The following is a 13,887-nucleotide window of genomic DNA, read 5'->3' as shown; positions in this document are numbered from 1 at the left end:
AGTTGGTGGTACCCCCAATGAGTGAACAGCAGCATATTGACCATGACGCCCTTTCGGAGCTTCGGGGAGTCATGGGGGGCGATTTCGTGATCCTTGTGAACACTTTCCTGCAGGATGCGGATGACCGGATCCATCATCTGCGGCAGGGTGCGGCTACTGGGGATGTCGAGAACGTGCGCAAGATGGCGCACAGCCTCAAGGGCAGTTGCATCAATATTGGCGCGCCGGAACTTGCCGAGCGCTGCCGTACCGCCGAACAGCGTGGCCGTGACGGGGATCTCTCCGATATCGATGCCTGTATCGGCGCCATCGAAGAGGAACTCATCGCTGTTCGGGCGGCGCTCGAATCTTTCCAGGGCAGCTGACTGCGCTGGCTTTTTCAATCTGGCCCCCATATTGCTTCCATGGCGTTACGTCTTGAACTGATCCATTCAGGAGGCAAGTTTCTGCCATGCAAATGCCCGATATTCGCTCCGATCTGGCTTCCGTTTCCGGTCGCTCCGGCAATGGAGGTGATGGTAAGGGGGCCGATGGGTCCGCTTTCGGTGAACTGCACCGTGATGTGATGGGGGGCAGTGCCGGCACCCAGGGACTTAAACCCGGAGATGTGCTGCGCAATGGCGAAGGCAACGTTGTGGGACGCATCGTGCGGGGTGACGATGGCGGCTTGCAGCTTGCGCTCGAGGGGCGTGAAGGCCAGGGCATTCCGCTGGAACAGCTGTCGAGCCTGCTGCAAGGGCAGGACGGAAGCGGTCTGGAAAGTCTACAGGCTCTCTTCGCTGGTGAGCTTGATCTCAATCCGGAATCTGAAGGCGAGGCTGATTGGCTGCAGCAGTTGGAGAACCTGACCAACGGCGAACAGCAGGGCGTGATGGCGGCACTTGCCGGGTTGAATGGCTTTCAGGGTAACGACAAAAATCCTGGCGCGGGCAGCGGGGGAGGCAATGGTTTGCCACTGACGGCGCTCACAAGCCTGGATGGAGGTGTGGGTGGGCATGATGGCAGCGTCCGCAACAGCACCAGTAAATTCCTGGAGAATCTGCTCTCCGGGATGGCTATGAATGGCCAGAATGCCCAGAAGAGCGACGCCAGCAGCACCGATCTGCGTTTTGAGGGGTTGCGGCTTTTGGCTGTGGAGAACAGCAGCGGTCAGGAGTCCAACAGCCGCAACAGTGATGCTTCCGGATTGACCCAACAGACCTTCACGCGTGCTGAAGCGGCCCGTGACGCCACACTCCGCCAGTACACAACCACCGTGGAAACCCCGGTCCAGCAACAGAAACAGTGGAGCGAACAGGTTGCCGGCAAGATTGCCTGGCTGGCAGGGCGCAGCATCCAGTCCGCGGACATTCAGCTCAATCCCCCTGATATGGGGCCGATCGATGTTCGGGTGCAGGTCCAGAACGATCAGGCCCAGGTAACCGTCAATGCTCAGAACTCACAGGTCCGGGAGATGCTGGAACTCAACAGCAGCCGACTGCGGGACATGCTTGAACAGGAGGGACTCAGTCTGGCCGGTTTTGATGTTTCCGGAGAGGCTCCTGATGGCGAGGACGATAGCGCTGCGGAAAGCGAAGGTGGTGAGAACGGAGATGCCCGCGCGGTCAGTGGCGAGAATGATTCCGTGGCTACTGGTGAGACCACCATCAGCCTCGACGACGGCATCGATACCTATGCGTGAGCCGGGGGCTGGCCCTGACCCATGCCGGTCATCTATATTGATGGCACACGAATTGCTGCCAACCGGCAGCTGTAGCGGAACGACGGGATAAGGCATGGCCGAGGACGAAAACGGCGAAAAAAGCGGAAAAGGCGGCAAGCTTAAGACCATCATCATTGTGGCGGTAGGGCTCATACTGGCAGTGGGCCTGTCAGTGGTCGGTACCCTCTGGTTTCTGAATCAATCCAACGGTGAGGATGGTTCTGCCACCAGCAGCGACAAGAAAGAGGCGGAAACGCACACGCCCGCCAGTTACTTTGAGCTGGATGACCCACTGACGGTGTCGATCAGCGGTGATCGACAGCGTTACCTGCAAGCTAATCTAGCGTTTGTGATGCGCCAGCATGATGTTTCCGCAGTGCTTAAGCAACACCTCCCAACAGTGCGCAGTCGGCTCAGGGCGCTGCTTCAGAAACAGTCGTTCCAGCAGTTGCGCAGCCGGGAAGGCAAACAGGTGGTTCTTAAGGATATGCGCGATGCTGTCAACGAGGTGCTTGCGGCTGAGACTGAAGCCGAAGCCGAAGCCGAAGCCGAAGCCGAAGCTGATGGCGATGGCGATGGCGAGAGTGGGAGCGAGAGTAAGGTCTCCATTGAGCGGGTGCTGTTCACCAACTTTGTCATGCAGTGACTCGGGAGCAAAAACCCGGGCTGGGGAATAATCATGCAGGATCTGCTGTCGCAGGATGAAATCGACGCGCTGCTCCACGGTGTTGACGATGGCGACGTGGACACCGAGGACGAAGAGGATACGGGCGAAGCCAAGACCTTTGACCTTGCGACTCAGGACCGCATTGTCCGCGGTCGCATGCCGACGCTGGAGATGATCAACGAGCGGTTTGCGCGCTATACCCGGATCAGTCTTTTCAATCTCCTGCGGCGTAATGCGGATGTGGCGGCAGCCGGCATCCAGATCATGAAATTCGGGGAGTACATTCATACCCTTTTTGTGCCCACCAGTCTCAACCTGGTCAAGATGCGGCCACTGCGGGGGACGGCGCTTTACATTATGGATGCCAAACTGGTGTTCAAGCTGGTGGATAACTTCTTTGGTGGCGAAGGGCGCCACGCCAAGATCGAGGGGCGCGAGTTCACGCCCACCGAGACCCGGATTGTGCAGATGGTTCTGGAGCAGGTGTTCCAGGACATGAAAGAGGCCTGGAGCGCGGTCTTCAAGGTGGACTTTGAATATCTTTCCTCTGAAGTGAATCCTTCCATGGCGAACATTGTCAGTCCCAGCGAAGTGGTCATCGTCAGCACCTTCCAGATTGAGCTGGACGGTGGCGGTGGCGAGCTGGACATTGCGATTCCGTATTCAATGGTTGAGCCCATACGCGAGCTCCTGGATGCGGGTGTTCAGAGTGATGTGGATGAGGTCGATGAACGCTGGGTCAATGCCCTCCAAGAAGATGTCAAAGAGGTTGATGTGCCGGTGAATGTGACCGTGGCGGAACGCAAGATTTCCCTGCGCGAGGTTGCGCGGTTCGAGGCCGGCGACATTATTCCCATCGACATGCCCGAAGAGGCGACGATGACCGCCAACGGCATCCCAATCTATAAAGGGCATCTCGGGACCCGTGATGGCAACCTCGCAGTGCGTATCACGGAACAGATCAAACGGCCCGAGACCACTAACAAGTTGAAGGTTCAGAACAATGAGTGAAAATGAACACAACGGCAACGGCGAGGAAATGACCGAAGACGAGAAACTCGCCGCCGAATGGGAGCAGGCCATGGGAGAGGCCAGCGAGGGAGCCGGCGAAGGCGGTGATGAAGGCGGCCGCGGTGATGAATGGGCCGCAGCCATGGCGGAAGCTGCGGGCGGCGGTAACGGCAGCGGTGGCGGTGAGGATGTCCGGCAGGCCCCCATGCAGGACTTCAGCCAAGAGCCAGATCCGGGGGGGGAGCAGCATCCGGATCTGGATGTGATTCTTGATATTCCAGTGACCATTTCCATGGAGGTGGGTAATACGAGCATCCCGATCCGCAATCTGCTCCAGCTCAACCAGGGTTCAGTGATCGAACTGGACCGGCTGGCGGGTGAGCCGTTGGATGTGCTGGTCAACGGCATGCTGATCGCGCATGGCGAGGTGGTGATGGTGAACGAGAAATTCGGCATCCGCCTGACGGATGTAATCAGCCCCTCCGAACGCATCCGTAAGCTTTCCAATTGAGCCGGCTCTCGTTATACGGTTGTGGCGCAGCGGTTCCCGCAGTACTGCTGCCGGTGCTGGTGACCGCTCAGGAGGCTCAGGAGAAAGCTGGTAGTGGCGGTATTGGCGCCAGCACGCCGGATACCATGACAACGGCGCTCACCCTGGGCGTCGGGCTTATTGTGGTGCTGGCGGTGATCATCTTCAGTGGCTGGATCGCACGTCGTGTCCAGGGGCTGGGGGGCGTCAATACTCAGGCGCTCAAGGTGGTAGCGGTTCTTTCCGTGGGCCAGAAAGAGCGTGTAGCGCTGGTGGAAGTGGCTGAAAAACAAATACTTATAGGCATAACGCCACAATCGGTACGAACCCTGCATGTCTTTGATGAACCCGTTGTCACAGCCTCGCAACCCGCAGGCAGCAGTGACTTCGCCCGTAAGCTCCAGCAGGTGATGGGGCGCGGTACAACGGGAGATTCCAATGACATCTAGGGGGATCATCCATGACATTGAAGCGCGCTTGGATTTCGGGGGCACTGCTGCTGCTCGCCCCCCTACTGGCTCAGGCCTCGCCTGAGGGCATCCCGGCGCTGTCGCTCACCACGACTGAAGACGGTGAACAACAGTATTCGGTAACCCTGCAGATTGTAGCGCTGATGACGGCGCTGAGCTTTCTGCCTGCGGCATTGATGATGATGACATCGTTCACGCGCATCATCGTCACTTTCGCCATACTGCGCCAGGCCATAGGTCTGCAGCAGACCCCATCCAACCAGATCCTGATCGGGCTGGCGCTTTTCCTGTCTATCTTCATTATGTCGCCGGTGTTGGAGCGCGCCAACGAGCAGGCACTGCAGCCCTATCTTAATGAGGAAATGGCGCCGATGGAGGCGGTCAAGAACGCCAGCCAGCCCTTCCGTGAGTTCATGCTCGGTCAGACCCGGAAAACGGATCTGAACATGTTCGTTCGAATTGCAGGTGAGGAGGACAGTTACGAGGGGCCCGAGGACGTGTCCTTCTGGGTTCTTACGCCGGCCTTCGTGACCAGTGAGCTCAAGACTGCCTTCCAGATCGGCTTCATGCTGTTCATCCCCTTCCTGGTCATTGACATGGTGGTGGCGAGTGTGCTCATGGCCATGGGCATGATGATGCTCTCGCCGATTATCATCTCGTTGCCGTTCAAGATCATGCTGTTCGTGCTGGTCGATGGCTGGGCCATGGTGATGGGCACTCTGGCCGCCAGTTACGGAATATAGAGGAGGTATCGACGATGACACCGCAACTGGTTATTGAACTGATGCGGGACGCTCTCTGGCTGATCGTGACAATGGCCCTGGCCATTATCGGCCCCGGTCTGATGGTTGGGCTGGTGGTTTCGACCTTCCAGGCAGCCACCCAAATTAACGAGCAGACATTGAGTTTCCTGCCGCGACTGATCGTGACCCTGTTGGTGCTGATCGTATGGGGGCCCTGGTTGTTGACCCTGCTTCTGGATCACACCAATGAGCTGATCAAAAACATTCCGAGCATGATCGCGTAGCCCCATGCCGATTGAACTGGGGCCGGACGCAATCGGGCAGTGGCTGGGGCAATTCCTCTGGCCGCTGTTCCGTATTGGCAGTTTCCTGATGGTGATCCCCATCTTCGGGACCCAGCTGGTGACGGCGCGGATCCGTATCGGTCTGGCCCTGGCGCTAACGGTTCTGGTTATGCCCATGCTGAATGATGTGCCAGTACTGGATTCGATATCGCCGGAAATGGCAGTGATCTCCATACAGCAGGTTCTGATTGGCAGCGCCATGGGGTTTGCGGTCTATATGTTGTTCCAGCTGTTCGTGGTTGCAGGGCAAATGATCGCGATGCAGATGGGGCTGGGTTTCGCCTCCATGGTTGACCCGGCCAACGGGGTGAATGTGCCGGTGCTGTCCCAATTCTATCTCAACGGCATCACGCTGCTCTTCCTGGCGATGAACGGCCATCTGGTGCTGTTCGATGTTCTGGTCGAGAGTTTCAACACCATTCCCATTGCGACAGACGGCCTTGCGATCGAATCCTTCCGCGAGCTGGCCCACCGCATGACCTGGTTGTTCGCCAGCGCCATGCTGCTGGCGTTGCCGGCGATGGCGGCGGTTCTGATCGTTTACATCTCGTTTGGCGTGATGACGCGCGCGGCCCCCCAGATGAACATCTTCGCCATCGGCTTTCCGGTTGCGCTGCTGTTCGGGCTATTCGCCAACTGGGTCCTGGTGCGGGACCTAGCCCCGCATTTCCAGGAGTTCAGCCGCGAGACATTCATCTTCCTGCGTGAAATGCAGAAGACCTGATCCGGAGGGCATTGCGTGGCGGAAGGCGGTGGCGACGACAGCCAGGAAAAAACGGAAGACCCGACGCCCAGGCGGCTTGAGAAAGCGCGTGATGAGGGTCAGGTCCCCCAGTCGAAGGACCTAGCCACCATGCTGGTTCTGATGGCGGGGGCAAGCGGACTTTTGCTTTTTGGCGGTTCCATCGGGGGGGCGCTCAAACAAATGTTCGAGTTCAACTTCGCGCTGGAAAGGGGTCAGATTTTTGACACCTCCCAGATGCTCCAGCATCTGGGCCAGTCCGCCACCACCGCCGCCTATGCGCTTACACCGCTGCTGGCAGTGCTGGCGGTGGCGGCCTTTCTCGGGCCCGTCATGCTGGGTGGCTTCCTGATTTCCGGCAAGGCTGTTGCGCCTCAGGTCAGCCGCATGAGCCCGATCAAAGGGCTGGGGCGAATGTTCGGCGTACGCTCTCTGGTGGAGCTGGGTAAAAGCGTGGCCAAAGTCTCCCTGGTGATCATTATCGCCATCGCGATAATGAACATCCGTACCGAGGACCTGCTCGCAATCTCGAGTGAGTCCCCCAACAAGGCCACGGAGCACACGCTCTGGACCCTGGCCTGGAGCTTTTTCCTGCTGTCGTGTTCCACCATCGTCATCGCGGTGATCGACGTTCCCTTCCAGATCTATGACCACCAGAAAAAGATGCGTATGTCCAAGCAGGAGGTGAAGGACGAGCAGAAGGAAACCGAGGGCAAGCCCGAGGTCAAGCAGAAGGTCCGCCAGCTGCAGCAGGAGATGACGCAGCGGCGCATGATGGAGGATGTGCCCAGCGCCGACGTGGTCATCACCAACCCGGAACACTACGCCGTGGCGTTGAAGTACGATGGCCAGAGCATGGCGGCCCCCGAGGTCGTGGCCAAGGGCGCGGACGAGATCGCCACCAAGATTATGGAGATCGCTCGCGAGAACCGGGTGGATGTGCTGCGCACGCCGCCACTGGCACGCGCTGTTTACCATAGCACCGAGATCGGCGAGACCATTCCGGAGGGACTTTACATGGCTGTGGCCCAGGTTCTGGCCTACCTCTTCCAGCTCCGCCAGTACCGTCGTAATGGCGGCAAGAAGCCGGTAATGCCGAAGCTGCCGATTCCTGATGACTTCAAACGCGATGAATAGGGGATCTGGTACGGCGCTTGCAACCCCTTCTCAGTAACACGGAGTGGCGCCGGAAAAATGGCGCCTGAATCAGTCATTCATCCGCAGGGGGTGCCGGACGGTCATGGATCGGGCGATGGCAATCGACCAGCTCAGGGGCCTGAGGAGCATACTGAGCGGGAATGTGGCGATCCCGTTCATGCTCATGGTGCTTCTGGGCATGATGACGCTGCCCATCCCGGTTTTCCTGCTGGATGTGGCTTTTACGTTCAACATTGCCCTGTCGCTGGTGGTTATCCTGGTCGCGATCTACGCCATGCGGCCCATGGACTTCGCTGCCTTTCCCACCGTTCTGCTGGTGGCCACCCTGCTGAGGCTGGCGCTCAATGTGGCCTCCACCCGCGTGGTACTTCTGCATGGTCATGAGGGCGGTGGCGCCGCGGGCAAGGTTATCGAATCCTTCGGCGAGGTGTTGATCGGTGGCAACTACGCCGTGGGCCTTGTAGTCTTCGTCATCCTGATGATCATCAACTTCATCGTCGTAACCAAGGGCGCGGGCCGGGTCTCCGAGGTCAGTGCGCGCTTCACCCTGGATGCGATGCCCGGGAAACAGATGGCCATCGACGCAGACCTCAACGCCGGGCTGATCAATCAGGATGAAGCCAAGGTGCGCCGTGAAGAGGTTGCCGGCGAGGCGGAATTCTACGGCTCCATGGATGGTGCCTCCAAGTTCGTTCGCGGTGACGCCATTGCGGGCCTTCTCATACTGTTCATCAACATCGTTGGTGGTGTCAGCATCGGCATGTTCCAGCACGGACTGGCCTTTGGTCAGGCGGTTGAGAACTACGCCCTGCTGACGATCGGTGATGGCCTTGTGGCACAGATCCCCTCACTGCTGCTGTCAGCGGCCGCGGCCATCATCGTGACGCGGGTGGGTAAATCCCAGGAAATGTCAGCTCAGGTTGTCGAGCAGATGTTCTCGTCGCCGCATGCTCTCGGCATTGCGGGTGGCATCCTGATCGGCCTTGGCTTGATCCCGGGCATGCCCTCTGTGGCTTTCATTGGGCTGGGCGCTATGGCGGCGACGGTGGCCTGGTTCATCTGGAAGCGCAGCCAGCAGGTTGTAGAGGAGGGGGCGGCACCGGTGGCTCGTCAGGCAGCCGTCAGCGAGGGGGGTGGTGCACAGCAACGCACCATCACCGAGGATCAGCAACAGGCCCTGCCGGGCGAAGGCACCGGAGAAAGCAAAGAGCTTGCCTGGGAGGACGTGGTCAATGTCGATATTGTCGGTCTTGAGGTGGGGTACCGTCTGATTCCGCTGGTCGACAAGAACCAGGGTGGGCAGCTGCTGGCTCGGATCAAGGGGGTGCGCAAGAAGCTTTCCCAGGATCTGGGCTTTCTTATGCCCTCGGTGCATATCCGCGACAACCTGGACCTGATGCCCAATGTCTACCGCCTCACGCTGATGGGCGTGACTCTGGCGGAAGCTGAGATCCATCCTGAGCGTGAGCTGGCCATCGATCCGGGACAGGTGTTCGGCAAGGTTGAGGGAATCGCGGGTAAGGATCCGGCTTTCGGCCTGGATGCGACCTGGATCGAGACGTCCCAGAGGGATCAGGCGCAGACACTGGGCTACACGGTGGTGGATGCCTCCACTGTTGTTGCGACCCACCTGAACCAGGTGCTGCAGGAACATGCCCACGAACTTCTTGGTCACGAGGAAGTGCAGAAGTGGCTGGACCAGCTTGAGAAAGCCTCGCCCAAGCTCGCCGAGGAGTTGGTTCCCAATACCGTGTCCATCAGCCTGCTTCTGAAGGTGCTGCAGAATCTGCTGCTGGAGGAGGTGCCGATCCGCGACATGCGCAGTATTGCCGAGGCTATCGTCAATGTTCAGCCACGCAGCCAGGATCCGAGTGTTCTGACCACAGCAGCGCGCAAGTCGCTCAAGCGGATGATTGTCCAGCAGCTGTGCGGGAACGAGACAGAGGTGCCGGTGATCACGCTGGACCCGCAGTTGGAACAGATGTTGCTTAAGTCTGTACAGCAGGGTCAGCAATCCGGCACTGCCGATGATATCGGCATGATTCTGGAGCCTAATATGGTTGAGAAACTCCAGCGTTCACTCTCGGATGCGGCCCAGAAACAGGAAGCGGTCGGTAAGCCCGCCATCCTGCTGGTATCGGCTCCCCTGCGGCCGGTGCTGGCAAGGTTTGTCCGGTATGGAGTGGAACGACTGCACGTTCTGTCCTATCAGGAGATTCCGGAGAACAAGCAGGTCACGATTGTGTCGTCCATAGGCCAATAAACTGACGGCGGCGGAGGTTCCCTGCCATGCAAGTCAAACGCTTCTTTGCTCCCACCATGCCCGAGGCGCTGCGGATGGTCCGCAGTGAAATGGGTGACGACGCGGTGATTCTATCGAGCAAGCGGGTGGATGATGGCGTCGAAATCGTGACGGCACTTGATTATGACGAGGGAGAAGTGCGCAGTCAGCTGGGTGTGGCGGACGAGGACAAAGCCAACGCCTCGCGCCTGGCTGAGCTGCAGGCGGAGAAGCACCGCAAGCTGGAGGAGGCGAAGGCCAAATCCCGGGCCCATATCAGTGACGTCCAGCAGCGTTCCCGCCACAGTCAGGAGCCAGTAGGACCCGCTGCTGTGGGCGCAGGTGATTCAGAACCAGAGCCGGAGCCGGAACACCTCCCTGTTTCGGGTGAATCAGGCGATGCGCTGAGCTCCATGCGCGCGGAGATCCATTCACTGCGTGATATGCTCCAGCAGATGAGCGGTCAGCAGTCCGGCTCAAACCCTGGCGAGAAAACTCAGGGCGTAGTGGAACAGCGCCTGTCGGACCGTTTGCAGGATCTGGGACTGTCGCGTGAGCAGGCGCGAGAACTGGCTGCGGAGCATGGCCAGGGACGACTGGATGTGGGCTGGAAGAGTGCGCTTAAGGCGCTTGCGGCCAGAATGGGTACGGTGCAGGCGGATCCGCTGGAACAAGGGGGTATCCATGCCCTGCTGGGGCCGACTGGTTCCGGCAAAACCACCACCATTGGTAAGATGGCGGCGCAGTTTGTGCTGCGTCATGGTGCGGAACAGCTGGCGCTTGTGACGACGGACCGATACCGTGTGGCAGCGCATGAGCAGTTGTTCGTTTTCGGGCGTATTCTTAATGTGCCGGTCCGGGTGGTGGACGAGGCTAACAGCCTGGACGCCATTCTGGATGATCTTTCAGACCGCAAGCTGATACTGATTGACACAGCTGGCCTTACGGCAGCGGACCGCGGCTGGGAAGAGCAGATTGAAGAGCTTGTGAGCAGCCGGCATTGGGTACACCCGTACCTTCTGATTTCAGCGACCAGTCAGCCGCGCATTATGCAATCCACCTGGCATTGCTATAATGCCGTGGGGCTCGCGGGGTGTATCCTGACCAAGACGGATGAGGCTCTGACCCTCGGCGAGGTGGTAGGATTTGCGGCGCAGAGTCAGCTGCCGGTCGCGTTCTACACCAATGGCCAGAAAATCCCCGATGACCTGCACCGCGCAGGGGCGGCGGATCTGGTCAAACAGGCCGTACGTCGCCATCAGGCGCTCAATCGCGGCGAGAGCGCCATGGCCGAAGGCGCCTGATATGGGATCGGGCGTTTCCTCACAATGCAACAGCAACAGGACGGGAGAGCCCATTCCGCATGACTAAACCGGTACAGGTGATCGCGGTCACCGGTGGCAAGGGTGGCGTTGGCAAGAGCAACGTCTCGGTCAATCTCGGCATCGCGCTCTGCGAAATGGGGCAGCGGGTCGTGGTGCTGGATGCTGACCTGGGTCTTGCCAATATCGACGTTCTTCTGGGTATCAGCGCCACCTACAACATTTCAGATGTCCTCGCTGGCGAGTGCTCGCTCGCCGACATCCTCGTGGACGGTCCCGGTGGTATCCGGATCGTGCCGGCCTCGTCTGGAACCCAGCGCATGACCAATCTCAGTCACATGGAGCATGCCGGGCTGATTTCCGCTTTCAGTGAACTCGGTGACGACATCGACGTACTGATTGTTGATACTGCAGCGGGTATCTCGGAGGCCGTGGTCAGCTTTCTGCGGGCATCCCAGGAAATCATGCTGGTGGTCAATGACGAGCCCACCTCCATCACGGACACCTACGCCCTGATCAAGCTCATGAATCGGGACTATGACACCCACAGGTTCCGGGTTCTGGCGAATATGGTGCGTACCGAGCAGGACGGCAAAACGCTTTACGACAAACTTTATCGGGTCACTGAGCGGTTTCTTGATGTTGCGTTACAATATGTTGGAACCATCCCCCTCGATGACGCGGTCAAGAAAGCGGTTCGCCGTCAGAAGGCGGTGATGGAACTCTACCCGAATGCCAAAGCTTCCGGTGCTTTTCGGGAACTTGCGAAGAAGGTGGATCAGTGGCCGTTGCCGTCGTCACCGCGGGGTCACCTGGAGTTTTTTGTGGAACGGCTCGTCCAGGACTGATCGGGTTTTTATTCTTGAGCAGGGGGTTACGGGAGTGGCCATATCATGACGCAGTCCGGGCCGCTTGAACTCTACACACAGACCCATCGGGCCGATGTGGACGATCTCGTGGAGAGCCACATGCCCCTGGTCAAGAAGATCGCGTTACACTTGATGGCGCGCCTTCCTGATCATATCCAGCTCGAAGATCTGATGCAGGCTGGTATGGTTGGGCTATTGGAGGCGGCGCGCAAGTATGAAGCTGGTCAGGGTGCGACCTTTGAAACCTATGCCGGCATCCGTATCCGCGGGGCGATTGTCGACGAAATACGTCGCGGTGACTGGGTGCCTCGCTCGGTACACCGTAATGCCCGCCGTATTTCCGAAGCGATCCAGACCATCGAGGCACGTGAAGGTCGCGACGCGAAAGACGCGGAGGTTGCAAATGAGCTCGGAGTATCGCTTGACGAGTACCACAGCCGAGCCAGTGATGCGACCACCGGGCGTCTTTTCAGCCTTGATGAGTTGACTGAAAAGAATGAGCACATCAATGACCAGGCCCCGCAAGAAGGCCCTGAGGGTGATCTTCAGGATGCGGATTTCCGCAGCGCGCTGGCAGGGGAGATTGACCAGCTTCCCGAGCGTGAACGGCTGGTTTTATCGCTTTACTATCAGGATGAACTCAACCTCAAGGAGGTGGGCGCCGTGCTCGGAGTCAGTGAATCGCGGGTCAGCCAGATTCATGGCCAGGCAGCAGCCCGGTTGAGGGCACGCATGCTGGCGCGTCTGGGAAGCTGACTGGTTAGATTGGAACAAACGTCTAGACTGTGAAAGTGAGTGTTGTAGCACGAGCCGCTCAGGCCGGCGTGACAACAACCGAAGTTTGGGAGGCTGTTTTGGACAAGAACATGAAGATTCTTGTTGTGGATGATTTCTCCACGATGAGACGGATCGTGAGGAACCTGCTGCGCGACCTCGGCTTCAACAACATCGAGGAGGCGGATGACGGCAATAGCGCGCTTCCGATGCTGCGTAATGGCAAGTTCGACTTCCTGATAACGGACTGGAACATGCCAGGTATGAGCGGTATGGAGCTGCTTCAGGCAATTCGGGCTGATGAGAACCTTAAAAATCTGCCCATTCTGATGGTTACTGCCGAGGCCAAACGGGATCAGATCGTGGCCGCTGCGCAGGCGGGTGTGAACGGTTATGTGGTCAAACCGTTTACGGCTGCGGTACTCAAAGACAAGATCGAAAAGATTTTTGAACGCATTGAGTGAATCAGGTGCAGACGGCATGAGCGAGCTCAACCGGGAAGACATTACCGAGGAAGTGGCAGAAGAGCTCAAAGGGCACGCCACAGCCCTCAAAGACGCTCTGGATCGGGGTGATATCAGCGATGCCATGCAGCGTATTGCTGAACTGGGTGAGGTGCGTGATCGCAGTCTCTACCGTGAGGTGGGCCGCCTGACCCGCAGTCTTCACGAGGCGCTGCGTAACTTCGAGATCAAGGCTGAGAATCGCGAACAGCAGGAAGAGCTGTCCAAGATGGCTGATGCCTCCGACCGCCTGGATTATGTGGTGCGCCTGACCAGTGATTCGGCGAACAAGACTATGGATCTGGTCGAGGACACCATGCCGGTTGCCTCGAATCTGCGCGAGGAAGCCAATGCCATCCGAGAAGACTGGGGAAGGTTGCGGCGGCGGGAGATGAAACCTTCCGAGTTTCGCGAGCTGTATCGCCGGATCGATGCTTTTCTGGATCGCATTGTTTCGGATTCGGATCGGTTGCACGGTAATCTCTCTGAAATCCTGTTGGCGCAGGACTTTCAGGATATTACCGGACAGGTTATCCAGCGTGTGACTTCGCTGGTGAAAGAGGTTGAAGACCATCTGGTCAAGTTGATGGTTATGGCCAGTGACGTGGACAGGATTGCCGGCGTGGTTCATGACGACGGCGATAGCAGCCAGGAAGGTGAAGCGAGCAGCAAGGGCGAGGGTCCCCAGATCGACGACTCGCAGCAGGATGTGGTTTCCGGACAGGACGAGGTTGACGACCTGCTGTCCAGTCTCGGCTTTTAAGGAGACGTT

Annotated in this window: 16 protein-coding genes; all 16 read left to right on the top strand. The window is 58.6% G+C overall.

Annotated elements, in window-relative coordinates; genetic code table 11:
• The first annotated feature begins 17 nt into the window (after window positions 1-17).
• The 16 genes from AAF659_RS14330 to AAF659_RS14255 all read left to right on the top strand — a co-directional run bounded on the left by AAF659_RS14330 (window position 18) and on the right by AAF659_RS14255 (window position 13,878).
• Window positions 18-365 (top strand): Hpt domain-containing protein, encoded by a 348-nt coding sequence (locus AAF659_RS14330; RefSeq protein ID WP_349752464.1) that lies wholly within the window; start codon window positions 18-20, stop codon window positions 363-365.
• 86 nt (window positions 366-451) lie between these two features.
• Window positions 452-1,681 carry a flagellar hook-length control protein FliK gene (locus tag AAF659_RS14325; protein ID WP_349752463.1) on the top strand — a complete coding sequence of 410 codons (1,230 nt, stop codon included), beginning with the start codon at window positions 452-454 and terminating at the stop codon, window positions 1,679-1,681.
• Between the two features lie 94 nt (window positions 1,682-1,775).
• Window positions 1,776-2,348: a flagellar basal body-associated FliL family protein gene (locus AAF659_RS14320; protein ID WP_349752462.1), complete on the top strand. Its 573-nt coding sequence runs from the start codon at window positions 1,776-1,778 to the stop codon at window positions 2,346-2,348.
• Between the two features lie 33 nt (window positions 2,349-2,381).
• The gene (fliM, locus tag AAF659_RS14315) at window positions 2,382-3,380 is read left to right on the top strand and encodes a flagellar motor switch protein FliM (RefSeq protein WP_502949221.1); all 999 of its coding nucleotides are present in this window, start codon (window positions 2,382-2,384) and stop codon (window positions 3,378-3,380) included.
• Window positions 3,373-3,891, top strand: a complete 519-nt coding sequence (gene fliN / locus AAF659_RS14310) for a flagellar motor switch protein FliN (RefSeq protein ID WP_349752461.1) — start codon at window positions 3,373-3,375, stop codon at window positions 3,889-3,891. Before fliM ends, fliN begins: the two co-directional genes overlap by 8 nt.
• Window positions 3,888-4,358 carry a flagellar biosynthetic protein FliO gene (gene fliO / locus AAF659_RS14305; protein ID WP_349752460.1) on the top strand — a complete coding sequence of 157 codons (471 nt, stop codon included), beginning with the start codon at window positions 3,888-3,890 and terminating at the stop codon, window positions 4,356-4,358. The genes fliN and fliO overlap by 4 nt, the downstream gene beginning before the upstream one ends.
• Window positions 4,359-4,369: 11 nt before the next feature.
• Window positions 4,370-5,122, top strand: a complete 753-nt coding sequence (fliP, locus tag AAF659_RS14300) for a flagellar type III secretion system pore protein FliP (protein ID WP_349752459.1) — start codon at window positions 4,370-4,372, stop codon at window positions 5,120-5,122.
• A gap of 14 nt (window positions 5,123-5,136) precedes the next feature.
• Entirely contained in the window at window positions 5,137-5,406 is a 270-nt protein-coding gene (gene fliQ / locus AAF659_RS14295; RefSeq protein WP_349752458.1) for a flagellar biosynthesis protein FliQ, read from the top strand.
• A gap of 4 nt (window positions 5,407-5,410) precedes the next feature.
• Complete coding sequence (fliR, locus tag AAF659_RS14290) at window positions 5,411-6,190, top strand: flagellar biosynthetic protein FliR (protein ID WP_349752457.1); 780 nt, start codon at window positions 5,411-5,413, stop codon at window positions 6,188-6,190.
• Between the two features lie 15 nt (window positions 6,191-6,205).
• On the top strand, window positions 6,206-7,345 hold the full coding sequence (gene flhB / locus AAF659_RS14285; RefSeq protein WP_349752456.1) for a flagellar biosynthesis protein FlhB: 1,140 nt from the start codon (window positions 6,206-6,208) through the stop codon (window positions 7,343-7,345).
• Between the two features lie 115 nt (window positions 7,346-7,460).
• Window positions 7,461-9,629 carry a flagellar biosynthesis protein FlhA gene (gene flhA / locus AAF659_RS14280; protein ID WP_502949220.1) on the top strand — a complete coding sequence of 723 codons (2,169 nt, stop codon included), beginning with the start codon at window positions 7,461-7,463 and terminating at the stop codon, window positions 9,627-9,629.
• Window positions 9,630-9,655: 26 nt separating this feature from the next.
• Complete coding sequence (flhF, locus tag AAF659_RS14275; RefSeq protein WP_349752454.1) at window positions 9,656-10,951, top strand: flagellar biosynthesis GTPase FlhF; 1,296 nt, start codon at window positions 9,656-9,658, stop codon at window positions 10,949-10,951.
• Window positions 10,952-11,010: 59 nt separating this feature from the next.
• On the top strand, window positions 11,011-11,817 hold the full coding sequence (locus AAF659_RS14270; RefSeq protein ID WP_349752453.1) for a MinD/ParA family protein: 807 nt from the start codon (window positions 11,011-11,013) through the stop codon (window positions 11,815-11,817).
• Between the two features lie 45 nt (window positions 11,818-11,862).
• Window positions 11,863-12,594 carry an RNA polymerase sigma factor FliA gene (locus AAF659_RS14265; RefSeq protein ID WP_349752452.1) on the top strand — a complete coding sequence of 244 codons (732 nt, stop codon included), beginning with the start codon at window positions 11,863-11,865 and terminating at the stop codon, window positions 12,592-12,594.
• A gap of 110 nt (window positions 12,595-12,704) precedes the next feature.
• Entirely contained in the window at window positions 12,705-13,076 is a 372-nt protein-coding gene (gene cheY, locus AAF659_RS14260) for a chemotaxis response regulator CheY (protein ID WP_502949219.1), read from the top strand.
• A 16-nt stretch (window positions 13,077-13,092) separates the two neighbouring features.
• Complete coding sequence (locus tag AAF659_RS14255; RefSeq protein WP_349752450.1) at window positions 13,093-13,878, top strand: protein phosphatase CheZ; 786 nt, start codon at window positions 13,093-13,095, stop codon at window positions 13,876-13,878.
• Window positions 13,879-13,887 lie beyond the last annotated feature (9 nt).

The organism is Salicola sp. Rm-C-2C1-2 (genome assembly GCF_040196175.1).
Taxonomy (GTDB): Bacteria; Pseudomonadota; Gammaproteobacteria; order Pseudomonadales; family Oleiphilaceae; genus Halospina.
Note: the sequence above shows the minus strand (reverse complement) of the source record. Positions and strands in the feature narration are given on the sequence as shown.